Source organism: Microcystis sp. BLCC-F210 (assembly GCF_042134685.1).
Classification (GTDB): domain Bacteria; phylum Cyanobacteriota; class Cyanobacteriia; order Cyanobacteriales; family Microcystaceae; genus Microcystis; species Microcystis aeruginosa_D.
In genome coordinates this window covers 470,414-494,083 of record NZ_CP169647.1, presented here as the reverse complement: position 1 = coordinate 494,083, position 23,670 = coordinate 470,414, and the positions used below count along the sequence as shown (strand labels likewise).

At 43.4% G+C, this 23,670-nt stretch carries 25 protein-coding genes and 4 pseudogenes; 14 read left to right on the top strand and 15 right to left on the bottom strand.

What is annotated here, in order from left to right; all coding sequences use genetic code 11:
• Positions 1–19 precede the first annotated feature (19 nt).
• The 3 genes from ACE3JL_RS02465 to ACE3JL_RS02455 all read right to left on the bottom strand — a co-directional run bounded on the left by ACE3JL_RS02465 (position 20) and on the right by ACE3JL_RS02455 (position 1,684).
• Positions 20–391: a clan AA aspartic protease gene (locus ACE3JL_RS02465; RefSeq protein WP_375328770.1), complete on the bottom strand. Its 372-nt coding sequence runs from the start codon at positions 389–391 to the stop codon at positions 20–22.
• Positions 388–663 (bottom strand): hypothetical protein, encoded by a 276-nt coding sequence (locus ACE3JL_RS02460; protein WP_002733756.1) that lies wholly within the window; start codon positions 661–663, stop codon positions 388–390. The genes ACE3JL_RS02465 and ACE3JL_RS02460 overlap by 4 nt, the downstream gene beginning before the upstream one ends.
• A 316-nt stretch (positions 664–979) precedes the next feature.
• Entirely contained in the window at positions 980–1,684 is a 705-nt protein-coding gene (locus ACE3JL_RS02455) for a vWA domain-containing protein (protein WP_375328769.1), read from the bottom strand.
• Between the two features lie 560 nt (positions 1,685–2,244).
• Here ACE3JL_RS02455 and acsF point away from each other — a divergent pair.
• The 8 genes and pseudogenes from acsF to ACE3JL_RS02415 all read left to right on the top strand — a co-directional run bounded on the left by acsF (position 2,245) and on the right by ACE3JL_RS02415 (position 7,805).
• Positions 2,245–3,321 carry a magnesium-protoporphyrin IX monomethyl ester (oxidative) cyclase gene (acsF, locus tag ACE3JL_RS02450; protein ID WP_002752007.1) on the top strand — a complete coding sequence of 359 codons (1,077 nt, stop codon included), beginning with the start codon at positions 2,245–2,247 and terminating at the stop codon, positions 3,319–3,321.
• Between the two features lie 157 nt (positions 3,322–3,478).
• On the top strand, positions 3,479–4,015 hold the full coding sequence (locus ACE3JL_RS02445; protein WP_375328768.1) for a zinc ribbon domain-containing protein: 537 nt from the start codon (positions 3,479–3,481) through the stop codon (positions 4,013–4,015).
• A 384-nt stretch (positions 4,016–4,399) separates the two neighbouring features.
• Positions 4,400–4,537 (top strand): annotated as a pseudogene (locus ACE3JL_RS02440) (flagellar assembly protein H); the annotation flags it as partial.
• Positions 4,538–5,359: an Rpn family recombination-promoting nuclease/putative transposase gene (locus ACE3JL_RS02435; protein ID WP_375328767.1), complete on the top strand. Its 822-nt coding sequence runs from the start codon at positions 4,538–4,540 to the stop codon at positions 5,357–5,359. It abuts the pseudogene before it with no gap.
• Positions 5,347–5,442, top strand: a complete 96-nt coding sequence (locus ACE3JL_RS02430) for a plasmid maintenance system killer protein (protein WP_375328766.1) — start codon at positions 5,347–5,349, stop codon at positions 5,440–5,442. The genes ACE3JL_RS02435 and ACE3JL_RS02430 overlap by 13 nt, the downstream gene beginning before the upstream one ends.
• A complete protein-coding gene (locus ACE3JL_RS02425) occupies positions 5,443–6,237 on the top strand; it encodes an Rpn family recombination-promoting nuclease/putative transposase (protein ID WP_375328765.1) in 795 nt (264 codons plus the stop codon).
• Complete coding sequence (locus ACE3JL_RS02420) at positions 6,230–7,018, top strand: Rpn family recombination-promoting nuclease/putative transposase (protein WP_375328764.1); 789 nt, start codon at positions 6,230–6,232, stop codon at positions 7,016–7,018. The genes ACE3JL_RS02425 and ACE3JL_RS02420 overlap by 8 nt, the downstream gene beginning before the upstream one ends.
• Positions 7,011–7,805 (top strand): Rpn family recombination-promoting nuclease/putative transposase, encoded by a 795-nt coding sequence (locus ACE3JL_RS02415; RefSeq protein ID WP_375328763.1) that lies wholly within the window; start codon positions 7,011–7,013, stop codon positions 7,803–7,805. Before ACE3JL_RS02420 ends, ACE3JL_RS02415 begins: the two co-directional genes overlap by 8 nt.
• A gap of 64 nt (positions 7,806–7,869) precedes the next feature.
• On the opposite strand, the pseudogene ACE3JL_RS02410 reads toward ACE3JL_RS02415, so the two are convergent.
• The 4 genes and pseudogenes from ACE3JL_RS02410 to ACE3JL_RS02395 all read right to left on the bottom strand — a co-directional run bounded on the left by ACE3JL_RS02410 (position 7,870) and on the right by ACE3JL_RS02395 (position 11,613).
• Positions 7,870–8,900 (bottom strand): annotated as a pseudogene (locus ACE3JL_RS02410) (6-bladed beta-propeller).
• Positions 8,901–9,131: 231 nt separating this feature from the next.
• The gene (locus ACE3JL_RS02405) at positions 9,132–10,310 is read right to left on the bottom strand and encodes an LL-diaminopimelate aminotransferase (RefSeq protein WP_271989619.1); all 1,179 of its coding nucleotides are present in this window, start codon (positions 10,308–10,310) and stop codon (positions 9,132–9,134) included.
• 16 nt (positions 10,311–10,326) lie between these two features.
• Positions 10,327–10,689: a co-chaperone YbbN gene (locus tag ACE3JL_RS02400; protein WP_193956626.1), complete on the bottom strand. Its 363-nt coding sequence runs from the start codon at positions 10,687–10,689 to the stop codon at positions 10,327–10,329.
• A 45-nt stretch (positions 10,690–10,734) separates the two neighbouring features.
• The gene (locus ACE3JL_RS02395; protein WP_194033432.1) at positions 10,735–11,613 is read right to left on the bottom strand and encodes an ABC transporter permease; all 879 of its coding nucleotides are present in this window, start codon (positions 11,611–11,613) and stop codon (positions 10,735–10,737) included.
• Between the two features lie 198 nt (positions 11,614–11,811).
• Between ACE3JL_RS02395 and ACE3JL_RS02390 the strand changes: the two genes are divergently transcribed.
• From ACE3JL_RS02390 to cobT, 3 genes are all read left to right on the top strand, one after another.
• Positions 11,812–12,045, top strand: coding sequence for a hypothetical protein (locus tag ACE3JL_RS02390; RefSeq protein WP_271989617.1), 234 nt, complete (start codon positions 11,812–11,814; stop codon positions 12,043–12,045).
• A complete protein-coding gene (locus ACE3JL_RS02385; RefSeq protein ID WP_375328762.1) occupies positions 12,033–12,395 on the top strand; it encodes a type II toxin-antitoxin system VapC family toxin in 363 nt (120 codons plus the stop codon). Before ACE3JL_RS02390 ends, ACE3JL_RS02385 begins: the two co-directional genes overlap by 13 nt.
• Before the next feature lie 169 nt (positions 12,396–12,564).
• Positions 12,565–13,644, top strand: a complete 1,080-nt coding sequence (cobT, locus tag ACE3JL_RS02380; RefSeq protein ID WP_375328761.1) for a nicotinate mononucleotide-dependent phosphoribosyltransferase CobT — start codon at positions 12,565–12,567, stop codon at positions 13,642–13,644.
• Between the two features lie 44 nt (positions 13,645–13,688).
• Here the strand turns inward: cobT and ACE3JL_RS02375 are convergent.
• The 5 genes and pseudogenes from ACE3JL_RS02375 to ACE3JL_RS02355 all read right to left on the bottom strand — a co-directional run.
• Positions 13,689–14,238, bottom strand: a pseudogene (locus ACE3JL_RS02375) (IS30 family transposase); the annotation flags it as partial.
• 68 nt (positions 14,239–14,306) lie between these two features.
• Positions 14,307–14,740, bottom strand: a pseudogene (locus ACE3JL_RS02370) (DUF29 domain-containing protein).
• Between the two features lie 43 nt (positions 14,741–14,783).
• On the bottom strand, positions 14,784–15,767 hold the full coding sequence (msrP, locus tag ACE3JL_RS02365) for a protein-methionine-sulfoxide reductase catalytic subunit MsrP (RefSeq protein ID WP_271992445.1): 984 nt from the start codon (positions 15,765–15,767) through the stop codon (positions 14,784–14,786).
• 86 nt (positions 15,768–15,853) lie between these two features.
• Complete coding sequence (locus ACE3JL_RS02360) at positions 15,854–17,239, bottom strand: cytochrome P450 (protein ID WP_271992444.1); 1,386 nt, start codon at positions 17,237–17,239, stop codon at positions 15,854–15,856.
• Positions 17,240–17,646: 407 nt separating this feature from the next.
• Entirely contained in the window at positions 17,647–18,348 is a 702-nt protein-coding gene (locus ACE3JL_RS02355; RefSeq protein ID WP_271992442.1) for a DUF3120 domain-containing protein, read from the bottom strand.
• A gap of 190 nt (positions 18,349–18,538) precedes the next feature.
• Here ACE3JL_RS02355 and ACE3JL_RS02350 point away from each other — a divergent pair, with 190 nt between their 5' ends.
• Entirely contained in the window at positions 18,539–19,207 is a 669-nt protein-coding gene (locus ACE3JL_RS02350) for a hypothetical protein (protein WP_271992439.1), read from the top strand.
• On the opposite strand, the gene ACE3JL_RS02345 is transcribed toward ACE3JL_RS02350, so the two are convergent.
• From ACE3JL_RS02345 to ACE3JL_RS02335, 3 genes are read right to left on the bottom strand one after another with little or no spacing between them, the layout of a single operon-like run.
• Entirely contained in the window at positions 19,204–19,638 is a 435-nt protein-coding gene (locus ACE3JL_RS02345) for a VOC family protein (protein WP_271992438.1), read from the bottom strand. The two genes, ACE3JL_RS02350 and ACE3JL_RS02345, sit on opposite strands and share 4 nt — an antisense overlap.
• Before the next feature lie 52 nt (positions 19,639–19,690).
• Positions 19,691–20,155: an MEKHLA domain-containing protein gene (locus tag ACE3JL_RS02340; RefSeq protein ID WP_375328760.1), complete on the bottom strand. Its 465-nt coding sequence runs from the start codon at positions 20,153–20,155 to the stop codon at positions 19,691–19,693.
• Positions 20,156–20,177: 22 nt separating this feature from the next.
• A complete protein-coding gene (locus ACE3JL_RS02335) occupies positions 20,178–21,359 on the bottom strand; it encodes a M20 family metallopeptidase (RefSeq protein ID WP_271992435.1) in 1,182 nt (393 codons plus the stop codon).
• Positions 21,360–21,578: 219 nt separating this feature from the next.
• Between ACE3JL_RS02335 and queF the strand changes: the two genes are divergently transcribed.
• Complete coding sequence (gene queF, locus ACE3JL_RS02330) at positions 21,579–21,974, top strand: preQ(1) synthase (protein WP_375328759.1); 396 nt, start codon at positions 21,579–21,581, stop codon at positions 21,972–21,974.
• Positions 21,975–22,156: 182 nt separating this feature from the next.
• Positions 22,157–23,662, top strand: coding sequence for an AAA family ATPase (locus ACE3JL_RS02325; protein WP_271992433.1), 1,506 nt, complete (start codon positions 22,157–22,159; stop codon positions 23,660–23,662).
• The last annotated feature ends 8 nt before the right edge of the window (positions 23,663–23,670 follow it).

The following is a 23,670-nucleotide window of genomic DNA, read 5'->3' as shown; positions in this document are numbered from 1 at the left end:
CTACGGCTATGGCTAGAGACTATGACAAAGGTTTAATTGTCACTAATCCCCCGGCAAAAGCCTGAATATTCAACTCATAGCCCTCAAGTAAACCCATGCCAACCAATGGGTCTGTTTCTGACTCATTGATTTCAATAGATTTGATCTGACCATCCCAGATCACAGTTGCCTCAAATACGTTAAACATACAGAGGCTTCCATCGCCCAAAATCCCTTCTTCTTGCATATACCACGTTAATCCTAGGGTTGTAATGATAGCGGAAGGCAACGCGAGAAATCCAGTGTAACCAGTGTCAATAACTGCTTTAATCGCTTGCCTCTGGTGATTTTCGCCTAGCACTACGAATTGAATAATTGCTTCTCGGCGCGAATTGACGCTCCCCATCATCATGGGGACACACTGGGGGAACGAAAGCCAAAACGATGGACGGCACGATGTCCAATGCGAATACCAAATATTTGTGCATCAGGAAAACGTATTAACAGTTGTTTAGCAGCTGTTAGGCTGTCATCAGCCACTTCAAAAGCCCCTGTTTCGATGTCTATTGCTACAATCTTCCCATGATTCCCTTCCTCGATTTGGGAGCGTACCTGAGATTCATAGACTTCGTGTCCACGTCGGGCAAATTCTTCTTTGCTGTAGCGGGGTTGTCGAACTGTCATTGAAGCGACCCTGTGGCAACTTTTGCCCCTCTATTTTAACCTAAACATTGGGAATCTTCGCTAACATTCCTCAACTCAACCCACCAGAGCGGCATCGCACTTTAACCCACAGTTTCAATAAATGTGCATGGTGCGTTCCCCAAAAATCGATCGGTGGAGCAGTGGGAGTCACATTAGGGAACGCACCCTACAGCGATAGCGATCTAACAGCTAAGTTGAGCGGCTTCAGACAATTTTTGCTTGCTATAAACCATCTCAATATCGTCCGCTCCAACGATGTGTTAGGCAATGCAAACCACTCATCAGGTTGAGTATATTATAGAGGCAATATTTTGATAAACTTTGCGATTTTATCCGCCTCCTCAGCAGTTAAATCAACTGGAAGTGAAAACTCTATCTTCAAATCCGCACGTAAGTTTAAAGTATGGATAAGAAGCTTAGGCTTTAAACTTAAGACAGAGTTCCTAAAAGTATCTATCAATTTCTCTGTTTCAGAACCACTCAAAACAGATGACACTGCTGTGAATGTACCACCAGTTTGAAGGGCTGCTTCTTGAGCCAATTTTTTTGTCGCCTCATCTAGTTCAATTCCAACGATGTGAATCTCGCAATCAATACCATCTAGTTTTGCTTGTTCAATCTCTGCCTTCCAATCACCACCTGAAGTATCCCAACCATCTGTTATCAGAACAACCTTCGGGACAAATTCTTCAACCTGCTGCCGCAGAAACCTAAAAGACTTAACAACATCTCTTATAGCTCCGGCAATTGGAGTACCACCAGATGGATCTTTAATCTTACTTATAAAGTCATATAGTTTATCACTATCTTTAGTATTTAACTTGTATTCATACACAGAATTGATCATGTTAGAGTTACCTGAAAAGGTTTTTGCCCCTATCCAAGTTGCACAGCCTAGTAAATCGGGTGCTACATCTGTAAGTATCTGCTTAGCACGGTCAAATTTTTTGCCTGCCATACCTCCTGAGTGATCAACAAGAATTTCAAGTGCTATTTCCATGATGATACTGATTAAAGCCTAACCACATACTTAAGCTCATTCTAGCGATGATTCCTATGTCTGACCACACCCCTTGACAAAAATTTATCATTATTTGACCTTTAGCGATCGCTATCGGGGGATAGTTGTTTTTTGTTAGAGCATTGGGGAGAAGGGATCTGGTTGTTCAAGTTGGATTGGGAGTTAATCATGGTACAAGGCAACCGGCTCGAAAAAAGAAGGTAGAAACTAAGCACATCAAAGCTTTTAACTTAACCAATTAGGTTTTAGATTTGTCCCTTGTTATCAGATGTGGGTTTTCAGTTCACCGATTACCGATGACTGTTTACTGATCACCGAACAAACCCCACCTCTCCGAACATTTGTCAAAACTCCCAGCGAAAAAGCCGGGTTTGTTCACACAGCTTAATTAAGAGTTGTAACTTTTAATGAACAGGAAGGGAGTCTAGGGCTGAGAGCTTGCTATAGTGAATCCTAGCCGTTTTTTCACGGCTGGTCATCATCATCTTAGAGCCTTTACTCGTCTCAATCATCATCCCAGAGTAAAATCAATAATCCCTATGGTCAGCACGATCCAAAAACCAGAATTCGAGGAAATCCGTCCGGGTATAAAAGTTCCCGCTAAAGAAACGATCCTCACTCCCCGCTTCTACACCACTGATTTTGAAGCGATGGCGGAAATGTCGATCGCCGCTAACGAGGAAGAACTGAAAGCGATTTTAGAGGAATTCCGTACCGATTATAACCGGCATCACTTCGTTCGCAATCAAGAATTTGATCGCTCTTGGGAGCATATTGATGGCGAAACTCGTCGCTTATTCGTGGAATTTCTGGAAAGATCCTGCACGGCCGAATTTTCCGGCTTTCTTCTCTACAAAGAACTCGGCAGACGTTTAAAAAACAGAAATCCCGTTCTCGCAGAATGCTTTAACCTCATGTCCCGGGACGAAGCGCGTCACGCTGGATTTCTTAATAAGGCTTTATCGGATTTTAACCTCTCCCTTGACTTGGGATTTTTAACCAAAAGCCGTAACTACACCTTCTTTAAACCGAAATTTATCTTCTACGCCACCTATCTTTCCGAAAAAATCGGTTATTGGCGCTATATCACCATTTATCGTCATCTCGAACAACATCCCGAAGATCGGGTTTATCCGATTTTTAACTTCTTCGAGAATTGGTGTCAAGACGAAAACCGTCACGGGGACTTCTTTGATGCGATCATGCGTGCGCAGCCTGATATTCTTAATGATTGGCGCGCTCGTCTCTGGTGTCGTTTCTTCCTGCTTTCGGTCTTCGCTACGATGTATCTCAATGATACTCAGCGTTCTGGTTTCTACGCCATTCTCGGTTTGGACGCTCGCGAGTACGATAAGTATGTAATCGAGAAGACTAATGAAACCGCCGGCCGCGTCTTCCCGATTGTTCTCGATGTGGATAGTCCTGAATTTTATGATCGCCTAGAAATTTGTGTTCGCAATAACGAGGGATTACGGGCGATCGATAGCGAAAACAGTGCCGCACCGGTTAAATTCCTGAAGAAATTGCCGATCTTCGCCTCTAACGCTTGGCAATTCCTCAAATTGTACCTGATGAAACCGATTCGGGTCGATAAATTAGCCGGTAGCGTCCGTTAAAAAGTTTGTTTTCTTGAGACATGGTGAGGGTGGGTAAAACCACCCTTTTTTTGTCGATAAAATTCTTAAGAAAATCCTCTAACATTTCTATCCTCGCTAGACTAGATCCTAGGGGTGTGAACTAGGTTTTTACTTTTTACTTTTGACTGTCAAAAATATGGCTATTTATAGTGAATTACCCACAGGACAACGTCTCTATCTCGATAATCAAGGGCTGCAGACGATTGTAACCCTCGCTAGTGGTGCGGTGGGACAACAACAGCAGTCTAGCAGTAGTTTTGCTACGGGAGTTTGGACACAAGAACCCCAAATAGAGATAATTCCCCAAGGGGCAATTATTGAAATTATCACTGAAACTGGACCCCATAGAATCCAAATTCAGGGAAGCAGTATCGGTTTTTCCTCCCCTCATACCTCTGGAGTTTCTCAGTCCTCTCAATCGACAACCGCTACCAGTTTCTCCTCCTCACCAATGCAACCAATGCAACCGATGCAACCAATGCAACCGATGAAAATGGGTAATATGTCGATGAATTTTACCCCCATGGAAATGCAAATGGGAGATATGAAAATGAGTATGGGAGACGCAAAAACCGTCAGTAAAGCCCAATTTTGTAGTCAATGCGGGGCAAAAGTGGCGGCAACCGATCGCTTTTGTAGTAGCTGCGGTCATCACCTTCTAAAAACCTATTAAAATCTCATAAAATCTTATAACTGAACTTCTCTCATACATATATACCATAATGGACGAAAACTCTTATCCATCAATGGATACACCCCTTAATTTTTTTAATGTACCCATGTAATTTGTAGTATTTCTTAATGGACAAGAATTCTCTCTATTTGCTAAAATGATAGCCATGTATATAGAGAAAGTTTCTAACCGTAATTCCTCCCCCGCTGTTCTTAGACCAGAGTGCTACCCAGAAGGAGATCAAGTCAAAAAAAGAACCCTTTTTCCCATCATCCCGGTTTATTACCCTTTGCCGTCCTCAGCAATACCGATGACCCCGAACAGACGATTAAAAACATCCTTCGGAGTGAGATTATGAGAGAATCCGTCATTGATCAAGATATTTTAGAGGAAGGAGAATTATCCGCTAAATTAAAATCTATTCCCCGTTTATTGGTCTTAGGATTAACTAGAGAACAAATTGCCCAAGCTTTAGACCTAGAAATTGAACAAATACAACAAGTCATTGAGGGACAAACTTGAGTGAAAACGGACAGCATTTTCTATCGTCTCTTTGAGACTTTTCCTGAAAGTTTCTTTGATTTGCTCAATCTTCCCCCAGAAACCGTCAATCATTATCAATTTTCCTCCGTAGAAGTTAAACAACTAGCTTTTCGTTTAGATGGGGTCTTTCTTCCTGATAACCTGAATGACCCAATTTACTTTGTTGAGGTACAATTTCAAAAAGATGAACGGTTTTACTCGCGCTTTTTCAGTGAAATATTTCTCTATTTTCATCAAAGCGAGTTAAGCCAGAATTGGCAAGGGGTGATCATTTATCCTCATCGGGAAATTGAAAACAGTCCCAAATCTCGTTATCAAGAATTCTTTGAGTCAGGCCGGGTTAACTGTTATTATCTAAATCAGTTAGATGAGGGGGATTCTCTGGGGGTAAAAGTGTTACAATTAATTGTAGAATCGGAACCAAACACCTTAGCACAGGGAAAAGAACTGATTCAACAAGTTAGACAACAATTCCAGGAGTCTTTAAAAAGAGAGGACATTCTCGAATTAATTGAGACAATTCTCATTTATAAATTGCCCAAATTAAACCGTAAGGAGATAGAAAAAATGTTTAGTTTAAGTGATTTAAGAGAAACTAAAGTCTATCAAGAAGCTTTAGAGGAAGGGGAATTATCCGCTAAAAAAAGCCTAATTTTGCGTCAGCTAAACTTAAAACTAGGTTCTATTCCTTTAAAAGTAGAACAAAAAATTAAACAGTTAAATCCTAATCAATTGGATAATTTGGCTCTTGCTTTATTGAACTTTTCGGATTTGGAAGATTTGCACCAGTGGTTAAATTAATAGGATTAACTAGAGAACAAATTGCCCAAGCTTTAGACTTAGATATTGAACAAGTACCACAAGTCATTGAGGGACAAAATTGAGTGAAAACGGACAGTATTTTCTATCGTCTCTTTCAGACTTTTCCTGAAAGTTTCTTTGATTTGCTTAATCTTCCCCCAGAAACCGTCAATCATTATCAATTTTCCCCCCTAGAAGTTAAACAACTAGCTTTTCGTTTAGATGGGGTCTTTCTTCCTGATAACCTGAATGACCCAATTTACTTTGTTGAGGTACAATTTCAAAAAGATGAACGGTTTTACTCCCGCTTTTTTAGTGAAATATTTCTCTATTTTCATCAAAGTGAAAGTAATAACAATTGGCAAGGGGTGATCATTTATCCTCATCGGGAAATTGAAAACAGTCCCAAATCTCGTTATCAAGAATTCTTTGAGTCAGGCCGGGTTAACTGTTATTATCTAAATCAGTTAGATGAGGGGGATTCTCTGGGGGTAAAAGTGTTACAATTAATTGTGGAATCGGAACCAAACACCTTAGCACAGGGAAAAGAACTGATTCAACAGGTTAGACAACAATTTCAGGAGTCTTTAAAAAGACAAGACATTCTCGAATTAATTGAGACAATTCTCATTTATAAATTGCCCAAATTAAACCGTAAGGAGATAGAAGCTATGTTTAGTTTAAGTGATTTAAGAGAAACTAAAGTCTATCAAGAAGCTTTAGAGGAAGGAGAGGAAAAGGGTAAAGAAGAGAAATCTCGACAAATTGCCCTAAAAATGCTATCTGCTGGTTTTTCTATCCCAGAAATCGCCCGATTTACCGATTTATCCCCCGACGCAATCGAGCAATTACAAAGACAAAACGCTCACGATGTTTGATAATATTTGTAAATTTATTGCCGAAAACTTCTCCGATGATCTAGCCACTTGGTTATTAGGTTCTCCCCTCTCCTTAACCGTCCTCGACCCGACGGAATTACAATTAGACCCCATTCGGGCCGATTCTCTGATTTTTTTGCAGTCAGAGGAATTAATTCTCCATACCGAGTTTCAAACCGACCCCGACTCCAAAATTCCTTTCCGAATGCTCGATTATCGCATTCGCGTCTATCGTCGTCATCCCCAAAAACAAATGCGTCAAGTGGTAATTTATCTGCGACGCAGTGATTCTCCCCTAGTACAAGAAAATACCTTCCGTCTGGGGGAAACTTTTCATTCCTTCCAAGTCATCCGTCTTTGGGAAGAAAAGACACCACAATTTTTCCATCATCCCGGTTTATTACCCTTTGCCGTCCTCAGCAATACCGATGACCCTGAACAGGTGTTAAGTCTGGTGTCCCGTTCTTTAGAAACTATCTCCCAAAAACAGGTGCAAAGCAATCTCGCTGCCGCTACCAGCATTCTCGCCGGGTTAGTATTAAATCGAGAGACGATTAAAAAAATTCTTCGGAGTGACATTATGAGAGAATCCGTCATCTATCAAGATATTTTAGAGGAAGGCGAGGAAAAGGGACTACAAAAGGGTAAAGAAGAAAAAGCTCGACAAATTGCCCTAAAAATGCTATCTGCTGGCTTTTCTATCCCAGAAATCGCCCGATTTACCGATTTATCCCCCGACGCAATCGAGCAATTACAAAGACAAAACGCTCACGATGTTTGATAATATTTGTAAATTTATTGCCGAAAACTTCTCCGATGATCTAGCCACTTGGTTATTAGGTTCTCCCCTCTCCTTAACCGTCCTCGACCCGACGGAATTACAATTAGACCCCATTCGGGCCGATTCTCTGATTTTTTTGCAGTCAGAGGAATTAATTCTCCATACCGAGTTTCAAACCGACCCCGACTCCAAGATTCCTTTCCGAATGCTTGATTATCGCATTCGCGTCTATCGTCGTCATCCCCAAAAACAAATGCGTCAAGTGGTAATTTATCTGCGACGTAGCGACTCTCCCCTAGTACAAGAAAATACCTTCCGTCTGGGGGAAACCTTTCATTCCTTCCAAGTCATCCGTCTTTGGGAAGAAAAGACACCACAATTTTTCCATCATCCCGGTTTATTACCCTTTGCTGTCCTCAGCAATACCGATGACCCTGAACAGGTGTTAAGTCAGGTGTCCCGTTCTTTAGAAACTATCCCCGAAAAACAGGTGCAAAGCAATCTCGCTGCCGCTACCAGTATTCTCGCCGGGTTAGTATTAAATCGAGAGACGATTAAAAAAATTCTTCGGAGTGACATTATGAGAGAATCCGTCATCTATCAAGATATTTTAGAGGAAGGCGAGGAAAAGGGACTACAAAAAGGCTTGCAAGCGGGTAAAGAAGAAAAAGCTCGACAAATTGCCCTAAAAATGCTATCTGCTGGTTTTTCTATCACAGAAATCGCCCAATTTACCGATTTATCCCCCAACGCGATCGAGCAATTACTAAGACAGCAGCACAATTAAAGCTTTTAACCGCAAAGAGTGGGGAATTAGGAAAATTTCCGACCGTCTCCCCACCCCACACCGATTAACGACGTTTAGCGAGGCGAAGCACCACTAAACCACCACCTAGTATGCCTAATCCGATAATACCAGAAGGTTCGGGCGTGGACACTGGCGGAGGACTCGTCGGGCTGAATACCTGTACGCGGTTGTTGCCCCCATCCGCTACATAGATATTACCACCGCTACCGACGGCGATACCGGTGGGTGAATTGAACTGACCGTTCCCCGTACCGAAGCTACCGAAAGTGGACTGGAAGACACCACCGGAGTTGAATACCTGTACGCGGTTGTTGAACGAATCGGCTACATAGATATTACCACCGCTACCGACGGCGATACCTTGGGGGAAACTGAACTGACCGTTCCCCGTACCGAAGCTACCGAAAGTGGACTGGAAGACACCACCGGAGTTGAATACCTGTACGCGATTGTTGTTCGTATCGGCTACATAGATATTACCAGTGCCATCGACCGCGATACCGGTTGGGCTATCGAACTGACCGTTCCCCGAACCAAGGCTACCGAAAGTGGACTGGAAGACACCACTAGAGTTGAATACCTGTACGCGGCGGTTGTTCGTATCGGCTACATAGATAAGCTAAACGGCTTTTACTTCGGATCACCGATATAGACTCCAAAAGGGTTATAGCTATTGGATCATGCAGGTTAAGCGCCGTTTAGCTTATTACCGGCGCTATCGACGGCGATACCATTGGGTGAACTGAACTGACCGTTCCCCGAACCGAAGCTACCGAAAGTGGACTGGAAGACACCACTAGAGTTGAACACCTGTACGCGATTGTTATCCGTATCGGCTACATAGATATTACCACCGCTCCCGACGGCGATACCGAAGGGGAAACTGAACTGACCGTTCCCCGAACCGGAGCTACCGAAAGCGAAGGAAAAAGAAAAACTGGCTGCAGTGGCACTGCTGGCGATACTAATACATCCGATCGCAGTGGCCGTGACTAGGGAAAAGGATTTGAGCAGAGCCTTTGATAAGCTCTGCTTCTCCCCCCCCCCATGATTGATAAGTTGGGCTAATGACATAAGACTTTATAAAATTAAACTGTTTGTAACCTATTCCTTCTTCTAGTAATTGTCAAGGACTTTTTCCAAAGGTGTGAGATTTTTGGGGCAAAAATTCACTAATTACGCTTCTTTACGCCCTAAAGCTACTTTTAATTGTCAGTTTTGACCGTTGAAAGATAGTATTAAAGCCAGAAACCCAGGGTAAAATCAGGGTTTCACTTTAGGCCAAACTCAGGTTAAACATCGGTTTTATCCCAAAAAAGCCCCAATTTTCTCCACGGCAGCCTCTAGAATATCGGGATCGTGAACTAAGGCAAAACGCACATAACCCTCACCACCCTTGCCAAAACCGGAACCGGGGGAAACAGCGACACCAGTTTGGGCCACCAATTGCCGACAAAAATCGACGGAATTACCCGGCCAACTGGGGGGAATTTTCGCCCAAACGTACATAGTAGCGGCTGGAGTGGCAACCGGCCAACCGATGCGATTTAGGGCATTAATAAACACATCCCGGCGTTTTTGGAAGATAGCGACGGTTTCTTTGACCGAATCTTGATTACCGGTTAAAGCAGCGATCGCACCGTTGAGTATGCCCAAATACTGATTAAAATCAACCATAGCTTTAATTTGTCGCAAAGCCATAATTAACTGCGGGTTGCCAATGGCGAAACCGATGCGAAAACCGCCCATATTATAGGACTTGGAAAAGGTAAAAAACTCGATCGAATTAGTTTTAGCTCGATCGGCCTGTAAAATTGACGGTGGGGGCGATGTTCCCTCAAAAAAGATGTCTAGATAGGGAAAATCGTGGATTAAGACTAAATTATGCTGACGGCAAAAATCAACCGCTTTTTGGAAAAATGCCAAAGGTGCGATCGCTGTAGTCGGATTATGGGGATAACTCAAGACCATCAGCTTCGATTGTGCCAGCACTACGTCAGGAATGTCCTCTAAAACTGGCAGAAAGTCATTTTTTGCCAAAATTGGCATCCCGTAGATTTGACCGCCGGCAAGGGCAACACCGCCTAAATGGGAGGGATAACCCGGATCGAGGAGCAGGGCAAAATCTCCGGGATTGAGAAGGGCCAAAGGTAGATGGGCCGTGCCTTCCTGAGAACCAATTAGGGGTAAAACCTCCGTTTCCGGATCGATGGGTACACCAAAGCGATCGCTATACCAGTTAGCCGCAGTTATGCGGAAGTCTCTAGTCCCATTATGGAGTAAATAGCCGTGCGTGTGAGGATCGTGGAGAGATCGCTCAATAGCATCGATAACGTGGGGAGCAGCCCCAAGATCGGAGGAACCGAGCGAAAGATCGATAATGGTATTACCCGCTTCTCTACTGGCAGCTTTTGCCCGATCCATATCGGCAAAAACGTTGGATTGTAGTGCCTGTAAGCGGTGTGCTAGGGTTAAGTTACTCATAACCACGGATACCTAATTAGCTGATATAGGTATCGATAAAAGATTGTAATTGTTGTTTGCCGATCGCCCCTTCATGACTGGCAATAAGTTTTTTATCTTTAAAGATGCGTAAAGCGGGAACACCTTCCACCTTATATTTAGCCACCGAGTCGGGGTTAGGGTCTATTTCTAGTTTAACTACTTTTAGCCGTTCGTCGTAGGTTTTCGCCACCCAATCGATCGAGGGGGATACCAGACGACACGGACCGCACCAACTCGCCCAAAAATAGACTAAAACGGGTTTTTCGACCCCAAAAACCTCTTGGTCAAACTTCTGATCGCTAATGACAGTTACGCTACTCACAGTATTTATTTCCTCACCATCGCTACTAATTATCATAGAGGTTCTGGGTACTTTTCGGCAATTATCCAGTTCCACAGTTCCTCAAACATTAGGATCGAAGACATCGCGTAAACCATCACCGATAAAATTAATACTTAACACCGTGATCACGATAGCCAGAGCGGGAAAAATGACCAAATGGGGGGCAGTTGTCAAGTAATCTTTAGCTTTAAATAACATTTGTCCCCAAGTCGGCACATCGGGGGGGAAACCCAAACCCAAAAAACTCAGGGTTGACTCGGTAATAATCGCATTACCCACCGCTAAAGTGGCCGCCACGATTATCATTCCCAAAACGTTAGGTAATAAATGCACCCAGATCAAACGCCAAGGAGTGGCCCCCAAAGCTTTTGCAGCCGAGATAAATTCCATCTCGCGTAATTTTAAGAAATTTCCCCGCACCAATCGCGCCACCGACATCCAATTTAAACCCCCGATCACCAAAACCACGAGGATAAAAATACCCGTTTCCGGTCCAGCGATTTTTTTGATACTATCGCGAAATAAATAGACAATCAGCAAAAGTAGGGGTAATTGGGGCAAAGATAGAAATAAATCCGTTAATCGCATCAATAAGCCATCGATCGCCCCCCCGTAAAACCCGGAAATAGCCCCGATTGCCGTTCCCAAAATCATCGCCACCATCATAGCAGCAATCCCCACCGCTAGGGAAATTCGACCCCCCACCAAAATCCTCGCTAATTGATCCTGGCCCAGATCATTAGTCCCGAAAAGATGTTTTAAACTAGGGGGAGCAGTGGTTTGACTAAAATCAATGGTATCGATGGGGACTCGATAGAAAATCGGACCGAATAGGACAGCAAAAATAATTATCATTAATGCGATCGCTCCTATTACTGCCAGGGGATCTCGGTAAAAACGTCGCCAAGTATCGATAATTGCAGAAGACAGGGAAGACATAAGCTGTTAAGTGTTTAAATTACTTTTTGAGACGAGGCACTCTTGCATTGGGGGAGATTCCGCTAATCTAAGAATAAACGGTTTAAATGAGTCTTTTTAGTCTGCTGTATTTTAGTTAAAATATCAAGATGAGTCCCTTTATTGAAGGAACCGTTGTGTTATAATATAACTCAAGTTCAGAAAATAGAGAGTAAAACTATGACTGTTAAAGAACTTATTCAAACAGCAATTGATAATTTACCTGAAGAACAACTAGATGAACTTTATCAATTAATTAAAAATTTCACCGCCAGCAAAAACAACTTATTAGAAGAAAAACCATCCTTATCTAAACGGCGTTTTCCAGTGGAGAATATGGTGGGTAAAGCTAAAATACTAGGTGATATGGTCAGTCCTATTGTAGATGAAGAAGATTGGGAATGTCTGAAGTAATTGTGCTTGATAGTCATATTTGGTTGTGGTTAATAAATGGCAATTTTGACAGATTTCCCGATCATTGGCTAGAAAAATTTGAGTTAGCAGAATCTCTCGGAGTTTCCCCCATTTCTTGCTATGAAATAGCCCTTGCTAACCAACGGGGAAGATTAGAATTAAGTTATCCCCTTCAAGAGTGGATTCAACAAGCTTTAACAGTAGCTAAAATAGATATATTTTCAATTACCCCCGAAATTGCCATTAGAGCCGTTAATTTATCTCCCATTCACAAAGATCCTTTTGACCGTATTATTATGGCTACAGCCTTAGCATACGGGGCAAAACTGGCTAGTATTGATAACTTATAGCGGTTCTCACACCTGTGTAGCACAGCCAAACCTTTGCTGAGCAAGCTTTTCAACATCGATAATGTACCTCTTGCAAACAGGAAACGCTATATTTTCTAAATATGTTGAAATCAAAGATCATCTTATGGAGAGAGGGAAATAGTGATAAGTAAGAGGACAAAATCAACAGATGATTAAAATTTACACGGAAATTGAACGGGGGCAAAATTGGTTAGAGCGCCATCAAAAATCTTCTCCGATATTTGCCCTAGTTTTAGGTTTTACCGAGACGGGATTAATCCCCGGAATCTCCACCGCTGGCGCCACCCCGGAAGATAGAAAATACACTGCGATCGCTGATGCCGAATTTATCGTTAAAGGAGTTTCACCCCATCCCCGTTATCCCTTACCACCCCTAACAGTGGGAGCCTCCCCTGCCTATATTACCCGCGCCGTAGTGGAAAAATTAGCCATTCCCGTCCGGATTTTTAACGCCGGTTTACCCTTGCCCCCAGCCGTCGATTATATCGAACTAGGGGGACAACCGGCCTGTTGTCTCTCCACCGGCCGCGCCCTAGATCTCCCCATAGTAAAACACCTGTTCGCCCAAGGACTAACCTGGGGAGAAAAATTAGCCCGGGAGTCTAGTTATCTAATTATCGGCGAGTGTGTGGTGGGTGGCACCACCACCGCCCTCGCCATCCTCACTGGATTGGGTTATCAAGCCAAAGGCAAAGTTAACAGCAGCCATCCCCAGTGCAATCATGCTCAGAAACAGGCAATAGTTGAGCAGGGATTAGCCCAAAAAGAATTTTTTGATCCTTTTGAGGTAATCGCCGCCCTAGGCGATCCTCAGCAGATTTTCGTCGCTGGTATGGCGATTGCCGCTAGTGGGCAGGGTGGGGTACTTCTCGCCGGAGGAACCCAAATGTTGGCGGTTTCTGCTTTAATTCAAGCTCTAGTGACTAAATATGCCTATCCGGTTAACTGGGAAAATATCATCGTCGGCACAACTCGTTGGGTAGCGGAAGATAAAACGGGGGATACGGTGGGATTAGCCAGCATGATCGGAAAAATACCCTTATTAGCCACACAATTAAACTTTTCCGCCTCTAAATACCCGGTTTTGCAAGCTTATGAACAGGGTTTCGTCAAGGAAGGAGTCGGTGCGGGGGGATGTGCGATCGCGGCTTATTTGTACCAGAATTGGACTGATCAAGATTTGCTCAAAGCAATCGAAAATTTAATCGAGTTTCAACTAAACTGTTGACTATCTATTTGGGTATCACCTATCGCTAAAACCTTGGATTTTCTAAGATGATTGACTCCAATCATTGTGTCACTTTCCAATGACCGATTTCGGTTTTCTGGTCAGCAATTACTGGTCCCTCGCTGATATCCCCGGAATCGCTCCACACTTACTTTTTGCTCCATTTCGACTCTTTCTTTTTCCCCGTCCTTGACGTAGGTATTCTTGATACTTTCCACAGTCTCGCTAGTTCTAATAGATGGTTTCATGACTGAGCGATTCTTGACTGGCTCTTTTCAGACGACCTGTTATTTGTTCGGGACTATGATAATCTTTCAATTCTTTTTTCACGAACTTTAAGACCGACTCGCTGACATTTTTAAAGGGTTGTTTGACATTTTTGGTGCGCGTCTCGCTTTCAGCTTGTGCTGTGTCAGGTAGATAGCAGCCCAGAGAACTTTGATTCCTTCTTAATTCTCGTGATATCGTGCTTTGATGACATCCGAGCTAGAAGGCCATTTGCTGTTGAGATAAATTTCCCTCTTGACTCAGTTGGTAGAGCAAGTTTCTTTGTTCTATGTTAGGATATTGGGGAGCTTCGTTTTTGGGTCTAATTTGTTTTTGTTAATGATCAGACAGTACCTGATGAGCCTTTCTTTGTCAACTCTTGAGGTTGATGCGTTTCATTTTTGAATTGGCGTTTGTTCAAGGGAACCAATGGGAATAGCGGGGAAAGTATCGAGGAGTAATTGATAGCGATCGCTTGCATTTTTTTGATATGAAAGATAGCATTCATCGAAAATTTCCAAAGGATAGAATTTGAGACTAGGACTATCTTTAAGTTCATCTAATATATCGAGACGAAAAGTTCTAATCTCTCCCTTCCAGTGACCGTCTTTTCTCTCTCTTTCTGCTCCCCAATATTTGAGTTTAAGTAAATGTTGTGATAATTGGGTTAAGAGACTTTTAATTGTGCGTTTTTCGCTCCTTCCCATACTTGCTAACTCCTCTGGTAAATTATCTAAATCTACTCGTTCAAACTGTCTGGCTTGCAGTTAATTAATAGTAGTTCTAATCCAGAGATGAAGTCTTGTTCGTACAGATTTCTATTGTCCATAAATACTTCCTTTAACTTAATAAAACAGGGACAATTATAGAACTTAACTATATAAATTATTCACATATTCACCGTAGCCATTATAGGGCAGAGTTTCGATGATTTCCCAAGATAAATCACTGCTACTGCCGATAAATTTCTCCGTTGCTTGCGACCAACGGGGATGGGGTTTACTGGGGTTTACATTAGCCTCAAAATCGTATTCATGAGCGTCAATTGTGTTCCAGTAAGTGGCGGGTTGTTTGGCGGTAAATTCAATTTTTACTATTGATTTTGCACCTTTAAAACCGTATTTCCAAGGAATAACCATTCGCAAGGGTGCGCCGTGTTGTTTGGGTAAATCATGCCCGAAAATTCCCACGGCAAAAAAAGCTAATTCATTGGCCATTTCTTCAATTCTTAAACCTTCTGTATAGGGCCAGGGTAAGGCTCCTAAATGTAATCCTGGCCCCTGGGTAATTTCGGGATTATAAAATGAAGTGAAACGGACGAATTTAGCTTCGGGTTTTGGTTCCACTGCTGCAATTAAAGCACTCATGGGAAAACCTAGCCAGGGTAAAACCATTGACCAAGCTTCCACACAACGAAAACGATAGATTCTTTCTTCGAGAGGAAAGATTTTTTTAATAGTATCTATATCGTAGGTTTGGGGATTTTTTACCAATCCTCCCACTTCTACCGTCCAGGGATTCGTCGGTAATTTCTGCGCTTTTAACCAGATATTTTTTCCCCCTCCGAACTCATAAAAATTGTTATATCTCCCAGCTACAGTTTCGGCAACTATGGGGCGATTTACCGTTAAAAACTGCGAATTTTTGCTGAACCCTTCAATTTTAGGCAATTGTAAACTTTTTTCTAAAGCTTCTGAGGAGGAGGATTTACCACAAGCAGTTAATAATAGGGAACTCCCCGCAATTCCTGCCCCGATTAACCCCTGTAAAAAGCGACGACGATTAAAATAAACACTTTCGGAAGTAACTTCATTTTCGGAAATTTGCCAAGATTTAGCTAAACGAATCAAGACCATAATTATCACCAATTTTATTGACAAAAAAAACAAAGTTATGATATGGGATACCATAACTCTGATTGTACAATATTTTGTCAGTTTTTTTAAGAAATTTCGGCGAGCATCGGGGCAGTCACCAGAGGTTCCCGTCGTCCTTTTAAGACCATGGGAACTCCTCGCGAGGGAGCAAGAGTGAGACCGCGGCGACTGGGTTTTTCGGGAGTATTATTAACTAGAGTTAGCTGATAATTGGCCAAAATTGTGGCGACAGCGATTTTCATCTCGTAGATAGCTAAAACTTCTCCGATACAACGACGCGCTCCACCACCAAAAGGCATATATTCGTAGGGGGTGAATTGTTTTTCTAAAAAGCGTTCTGGTTTAAAAGTATGAGAATCAGGGAAAGTTTGCTCGCGGTGGTGGGCCAGATAAATACAACCCATAATCATTGTCCCTTTTTCTAAAGCATAACCATCCAGTTCTACTGGTTCTTCCACTGCTCGGGGAAAAGTTAACATTCCCACGGGATGAATCCGTAAAGTTTCCGAACAAACCGCAGAAAGATAGGGTAATCGAGTTATGTCAATGGGGTTAGGATTATTTCCTAAAGTGGCTATTTCTTGGAGAGTTTTTGCTTTAATTTCTGGATAGCGATGGGTCCAGTAGAGCGCCCAAGACATAGCGGTGGCCGTGGTTTCATGACCTGCGAATAATAAGGTCATTAATTCATCGCGCAACTCCTTATCACTCATCGGGTTGCCCTCTTCATCGCGAGCCGACATCAGCAGTGATAAAATATCGGTACGGTTGGGGTTAGGATTAGCTTTTCTTTCGGCAATTTCTGTATAGATAATATCATCAATTTTTGCTTGGGAACGCTGGTATTTTCCCCAGGGACTCCAAGCACCCAAATTAGCCTGCAAAATTGGGAAAAATAACAAAGAAGCCATCACCGGAGAGTTAAAAATATCGAGCATTTCAGCCAGATTTTTTTTCAAGGTTTGATAACGTTCCCCTTGACTAATTCCAAAAACTGCCTCCATAATTACTTGTAAAGCAATCGCTGTGGTCACTGAACGGGCTTTAAAGGGTTGATTTTCGGGCAATTCTGCCATTACTCTTAGGGTAATATCGCAGATTAAATCGCCGTAAAAACGCATTCTCTCCCCGTGAAAAGGTGGCAATAAAAGCTGACGGCGTTTTTTGTGGATGTCTCCGTCTAACATGACGACGGAATAATCACCGATAATCGGGGCAATAATCCGATTTGCTTCCCCTGGTGCCGAAAATTTTTTACGGTCATTAGTTAAAACCTGGTGTAGGGCTGCAGGACTACTGACAAAGATAAAATTATCTACAGTTAAACCCACTTTTGTGCTAAAAATATCGCCATGATTGCGGGCGGCATTTTCCATAAAAGCTACGGGATTAATAATCCATTGTGCCATTTGCAGGAACGTAGGGGCTTTAACCTTGGGCAGGATTTTCATAGATTAATTGCTATATCAAATGCTAATTATTTCTAATTGTGGCATTTTTTCCCCAGAGACAGCAAGGTGTAATTCTGGCAGGTCTGTGATTTTATACTAAATCCGATTATTAAAAACCGAAATTCTCCTGACTACTGACTTGAAAGAGGGTATGGGGTGTAGGGAAAGAAACCTCTTTCATCTCTGGTGGTGAAAAGTTTTCCATCAGGACTGACTCTGTTCGGCGGTTCGGATCTCGGCGTGAGCTTAGTAGTTCGACGGCTCTTCTAGGCTCTGTGTGATAAGTTTAACTTACATAATGATCGATCTTTATGTCCTCTGTATCTCTATGGTTCCTTCCACTCCCTCGCCGGCAGGACTGTATCTTAGAATACATTTTACCCACCAAATCCAAGAGAGCCAAACCCTTAGGCTAGAGAAGCGGTAATCCAAAATAAACCATCGACTAAAATTGTACTCAATACGGCTCCGCTAAATGCCCACCAGTGGCATACCCGTTTTTGCAAAGGATAGATACCAATTGCTAAGAGCAAGTTGAGCAACACGATCGCCCAACTGATGCCCCAGGGGGTCTGAATTTGGGCTAAAGCGTCATGAAATATTGGCGATACTAGGTTGGGGTCTAGTTCCACGGTCATTAATTGTCGCCAGTAGGGAATTAGTCCCGTTAGATAAAAATATACATCGGTGATGGCGGTCCCTAACAAAGAACCGAGATAGAAAAGATTGCCCACTTTGCCGCGACCTTTGTATAATCCCCAGAGAACAAAGGGCAGCCCGATCGCTTCCATGGGAATATGGAGCAACGGTTCCCAACGCCACCAACCCCAGTATAAAGAACCTGCTAACCAACTCCAACTAAAGCCCAAAAGTAAATCCCCCCAAAGATTGATTTTTGCTTGTTTGAGCAGCCAAATTCCTAACCCCACCCAGAAAATGGTCAAACTGAGGCTAATTTCGGGATAGTAACGCACTAGGGGTGCTTGTAGGAATACGGGGACTGATACCAAAAATGCTGCTGTCCACAAGACGGACTGACATTTTTCCCAGTTAGGGACTAGGGGTTTCAGGCGATCGGGATTGCTGGGGATTAGGCTAGAGTTGAGCAAAAGATTTCAGAATTGTTACAAAACTTTACTTATATTAAGATACATCATTCTTTTTTCATTGTATCCCCCCTAGGGGGATTTTGATAAATTAAAAAATTGTTTTTGGCGATCGAGGAAAATCAAAGGGGAATAACCGAGCGCTATCCTGTTAGAATCGAAACGACAGCAGCGATCGAGGAGTAGCAAAAATATGGCGGCGGGCCGTAAAGAAAATCCCAGAATGCCCCTAGATAAAGTTATTTTTGTCATTGCTTGCGTCTATCTAGGTTGGGTGGTGGCATGGCTAATCAGTCAAAAAAATGTCCTTGTTTCTCAAAATGGCACCATTTCCCCAGAAGATCAAAAATTTATCGCCTATCTGCAATCATCTCTGACTATTATCGATCGCCAAGGTCAAACTTCATCCCCCGCTCCTAATTCTTCTCCCCAAAATATACCTTCCCCAGTAGTAACAGTTCCACCAGCACCACCCGCTAATTTACCAGTTAATAACGCTCCTCAGATCATAGAAAGAATTTACGTTCCCGTTTATCCTCAAACTCTTGAAACTACGGCCAAAATTGTCCCAGTCAGACCATCAAAGGCCGAAACTTCGTCACCAGCATTGCCAGCTGTCCCCCAAGTAAATCCGCCGTTGGTACTGGTTATTCCTACCAATAATCAGGTTAAAAATACTCTGGTGGGGGTGATGGATTTAGGCGATCGATCTTCAGCTTTATTTGATAATCAGGGGATAACTACGCGTATTTCTCCGGGGGAATTTATCAACGGTTGGACTTTAGTGGAAGTTGGCAATCAACAGGTTATTTTATCTCGCAACGGCCAAACAAAAGTCTTAGAAGTCGGACAATCTTTTTAGGTTAGACGACGGATAAATTCTAGGGGTAAACCATCTGTATCGGCAATAAAAGTGACTTCATACAGATGATTGCCGATCATCTGTTGTTGCGGTGGCAAAAGAATATTTAAAGGTTGATACAAATCGGCATCCTCTTGATGGGCTTGCTGAAAGTTATTTGTTAATTTTTCTAACCATTCTGGTAAATTGCTGACATTTTCTGTTAGGTCAAAAGACAAGTGATAATAACCGACATAATGCTGATCACTAAAAGCATCGGCTGCCGGTTTCGGTTGGGGAATTTGGATTAATTCGATGCGTCCGTTTAACCCCGTTAGCCAACAGGCCAAAGTATAACCTGTGGTGAATCTTTCCTCTAGGGTAAAACCGAGAATCTGATAAAAAGCGATCGCCCGATGGATATTAGCGGTACGAATAGAAGCGTGGTGCATTTTCAGAAGATAGGAGTGGGAAGTGGGGAGATGGGGGATTGGGGAGTTTAAATCAGAGAAAAATCCAATCGGCAAAAGTGGCAGCCTGTCCGCAGTAAATGCCATCACGATGGATGATATTCCAAACGATCGCCTTTTCAATGCGAAAAAGTTGACCGTTTTTTGTGATCCTTACCCCGTGATAATCATTAATATAGCCTTGTTTTTTGACTAAATCCAGCATTTTTTGGCGTTCTTGGGCGGGTTCCTCTCCCTCTACCGTCGCTCGCGAAGGAGTTGCTAATAATTCTGGCCAAGTTAAACCCCAGAGATCGAGGGCGCTGCGATTGCCATAATTAAAGATCGGATTAGTTTGTGTACCGTGGGAAACCAGCACAAAAGGGGCATAAAAGAGCATTTTACTCTGTTCTTTGCCAGTACCGATCCGGGGTAAAAGCGATCGCCCGATTAATTGTTCATAACTATCCAGCAGCAATTCTGTCCAATCTATAATAGCTAAATCTTGCCAAATTTCCATAAAATTACCGTTAACAACCAGTTTAATCTTCCCTTTGCCAATATTTATAGGCTGCGTAGGCTAAAGTAATCACTCCCGTCAGAATTGCCGACTCATCCACTAAAAATTCTGGATGGTGAAGGGGGGGATTGAGGAGATTAGTCGAACCCACTCCCAGACGGAACATTGTACCGGGGGCCTGTTGCAAATAAAGGGAAAAATCCTCGGCCCCCATGGAGGGTTCCGAGAGAATTAAAACCCGATCCCGTCCCCAAGCTTCTAAACCAGCTTCTTCCACCAAACGGGTTAAAAATTGGTCATTTTGCACCGATGGCACACCCCGACGATAATTTACTTGACATTTTGCGTTATATGTGCCACAGACATTCGTGACCAAACCCTCGATCCATTCCGGGAGATGAGCGTGGGTTTCTGGGTGCAGCGATCGCACTGTTCCTGCCATGCGTACCTGATCGGCGATGACGTTGGGGGCGCGACCACCGCTAATCTGGCCGATGGTGAGGACAATGGGACGCAAGGGGTTTTGAGTCCGACTAATTGCCTGTTGTAAAGTGGTGATTACTTGGGAAGCGATCCAGATAGCATCGATGGCCTCGTGGGGCCGGGCCCCGTGGCCGGATTCCCCTTGAATAAAAATCTCCAGATCGTCGGCAGCCGCGGTTAAGGACCCGTAACGAACTCCGATCGATCGGGCCGGAATCGAGGGGAAAACGTGCAGTCCAAAAACGGCGCTGACATCCCGCATCACCCCTTCCCGGATCATCCAACTGGCCCCCTGGGCGATTTCCTCTGCTGGTTGAAAGAGAAAGCGTATTTTTCCCCCCACAGGTTCCGAGAGACGGGAAAGCACCATCGCCACCCCTAAACCGACGGTAGCATGAACATCGTGACCGCAGGCGTGCATAATCCCCGGTTTACGGGAAGCAAAGTCTAAATCGGTCTTTTCTTGGATCGGTAGGGCATCCATATCGGCCCGGATGGCTAAAATCCTTCGATCACTGCCTTTTCCGGGCAATTCTCCCTTAACTCCCGTTTTTCCCACCGCTTCTTGCACCGATAGACCACAGGAAGACAAAACCCCGGCAATATAGGCAGCAGTTTGATATTCTTGCCCACTTAACTCTGGATTCGCGTGAATGTGGCGGCGAATCTCCACTAATCGGGGTGCGAGACTCTCGGCTATGTTTTTAATCTCGGAGAGCATGAAAGCAGTTTTACAGTATCTTTAGGGTTAATCATAGATCATTTTTTACCTAAAAATTGGGCTTGGCTGATTTTCTGCTTGAACTGTCTTCTCGGCATTCTGGGACTAAGCTAATTTGTTAAGAGGATACGGGAGTTACTATTCATATCTTAATTCGGTAACTCCTATCGAGAGAATATTCCAGCTATGATAGAAAGCAGTGTCTAGTTAGGAAAAAACATGGTTCAGTCTTCTGAAAAAATTGAAGTTAAGTACGGGGAAAGAGAAATTGCCGAAGGAACATTAATTACTTTCCCTAATCCACGCCCTGGCAGAAATTATGATATTCAGATCACTCTGCCGGAATATACCTGTAAATGTCCCTTTTCCGGTTATCCCGATTTTGCCACTATTTATCTTAGCTACGTTCCCGATCAAAAGGTGATGGAATTAAAGGCGATTAAACTTTATATTAATAGTTATCGCGATCGTTATATTTCCCACGAAGAAGCAATTAACCAAATTTTAGATGATTTGGTGGTGGCTTGCGAACCCTTGCAGATGAAAGTTAAAGGGGATTTTCATCCCAGAGGTAACGTACATACCGTGGTGGAGGTGATGTATAAAAAGGAATAGCATAATTGTTTAGTTTGGGGATGGGTTGACCCCCATCTCTAACTGTTCTAGTTTTTATTGTTCAAGTTTTTTGCTGTCGTCGTCTTCATTACCCATTATCCCTACCATCCTGATCTGACTGACGGCTAACTGCTATATTTTCTGATGACGATATAAATAGCAAAAACTATAGACGAATAGCTATGAGCTTTGGTGAAGAATTTCAATTACTGCTGCGGGCCCGTTATCCTCTCATCTACGTTACCACCCTAGAAGAAGAACGTCTCGAAAAAGCGATCGCCGATATTGCCAAACAGAGCCATAACCGCGCTGTCTATGTCTGGGATTTCGTGGATGGTTATCAAGATAATCCCAATAATGAGAACTTTGCTCGGCGCAATCCCCTCCAAGCTCTTGAATTCGTCGAAAAGCTGCCGTCTAACATCGCCGCCATCATCATTTTACGCGATTTCCAGCGCTTTCTAGAAGATATTTCCATCGCCAGAAAATTGCGAAATCTTGCTCGTTCCCTGAAATCTCAGCCTAAAAACCTAATTATCGTCGCTCCTGAACTGTCTATCCCCTCGGATCTCACCGAAGTCATCACCGTCGTCGATTTTCCCCTCCCCAGTGGCGAAGAAATTAAACAGGAAATCCAGCGATTAATCGCTGCCACCAGACAACTGGTAAAAGAACCACTCCTGGATGAATTAGTGCTTTCTGCTCAAGGATTATCCCTAGAGAGAATTCGTCGGGTTTTAGCCAAATGTTTAGCCAGTCACGGCCAAATTGAGCCAGAGGACGTGGAATTAATTTTGGCAGAAAAACGCCAATCGATTCGTCAAACCCAGATATTAGACTTTTATCCCGCTACAGAGCAGATTTCTGACATCGGGGGTCTAGATAATCTCAAAGACTGGCTGATTCGTCGCGGTGGTGCTTTTAGTGAACGCGCCCGCGCCTACGGTTTACCCAATCCCCGGGGTTTACTATTGGTGGGAATTCAGGGGACGGGTAAATCCCTGACAGCGAAAGCTATTTCCCATCATTGGCACTTACCGCTACTACGTCTAGACGTGGGGCGTTTATTTGGCGGATTGGTGGGAGAATCGGAATCACGCACCCGTCAGATGATTAATCTCGCTGAAGCTTTAGCTCCCTGTGTGCTGTGGATAGACGAAATCGATAAAGCTTTCGCCGGAGTGGATGGGAAAGGTGACGGGGGAACCACCGGACGGGTTTTCGGGACTTTTATCACTTGGTTAGCGGAGAAACAATCGCCGGTTTTTGTCGTCGCTACAGCTAATAACATCCAATCTTTGCCCCCGGAAATGTTGCGAAAAGGACGCTTCGATGAGATATTTTTTGTCGGACTACCTAGTCAAAAGTCCCGCGAGGAGATTTTTAGCGTTCATCTGGGGAAAGTCCGGCCCCATAATCTAAAAAGTTATGATATAAAGCGACTAGCCTACGAAACTCCCGATTTTTCAGGGGCAGAAATCGAACAAACCATCGTGGAAGCGATGCACATTGGGTTTAGTCAAAATCGCGACTTTAGCACCGATGATGTGCTTGAGGCCGCTAGTCAGATTATACCCCTAGCTCGCACTGCTCAAGAACAAATCCAATTTCTACAGGATTGGGCTAAGTCAGGTAAAGCTCGTCTAGCCTCTCGCGATGATCGTTTTAATGTTAATCCTAACAGTTAATTTAGCAC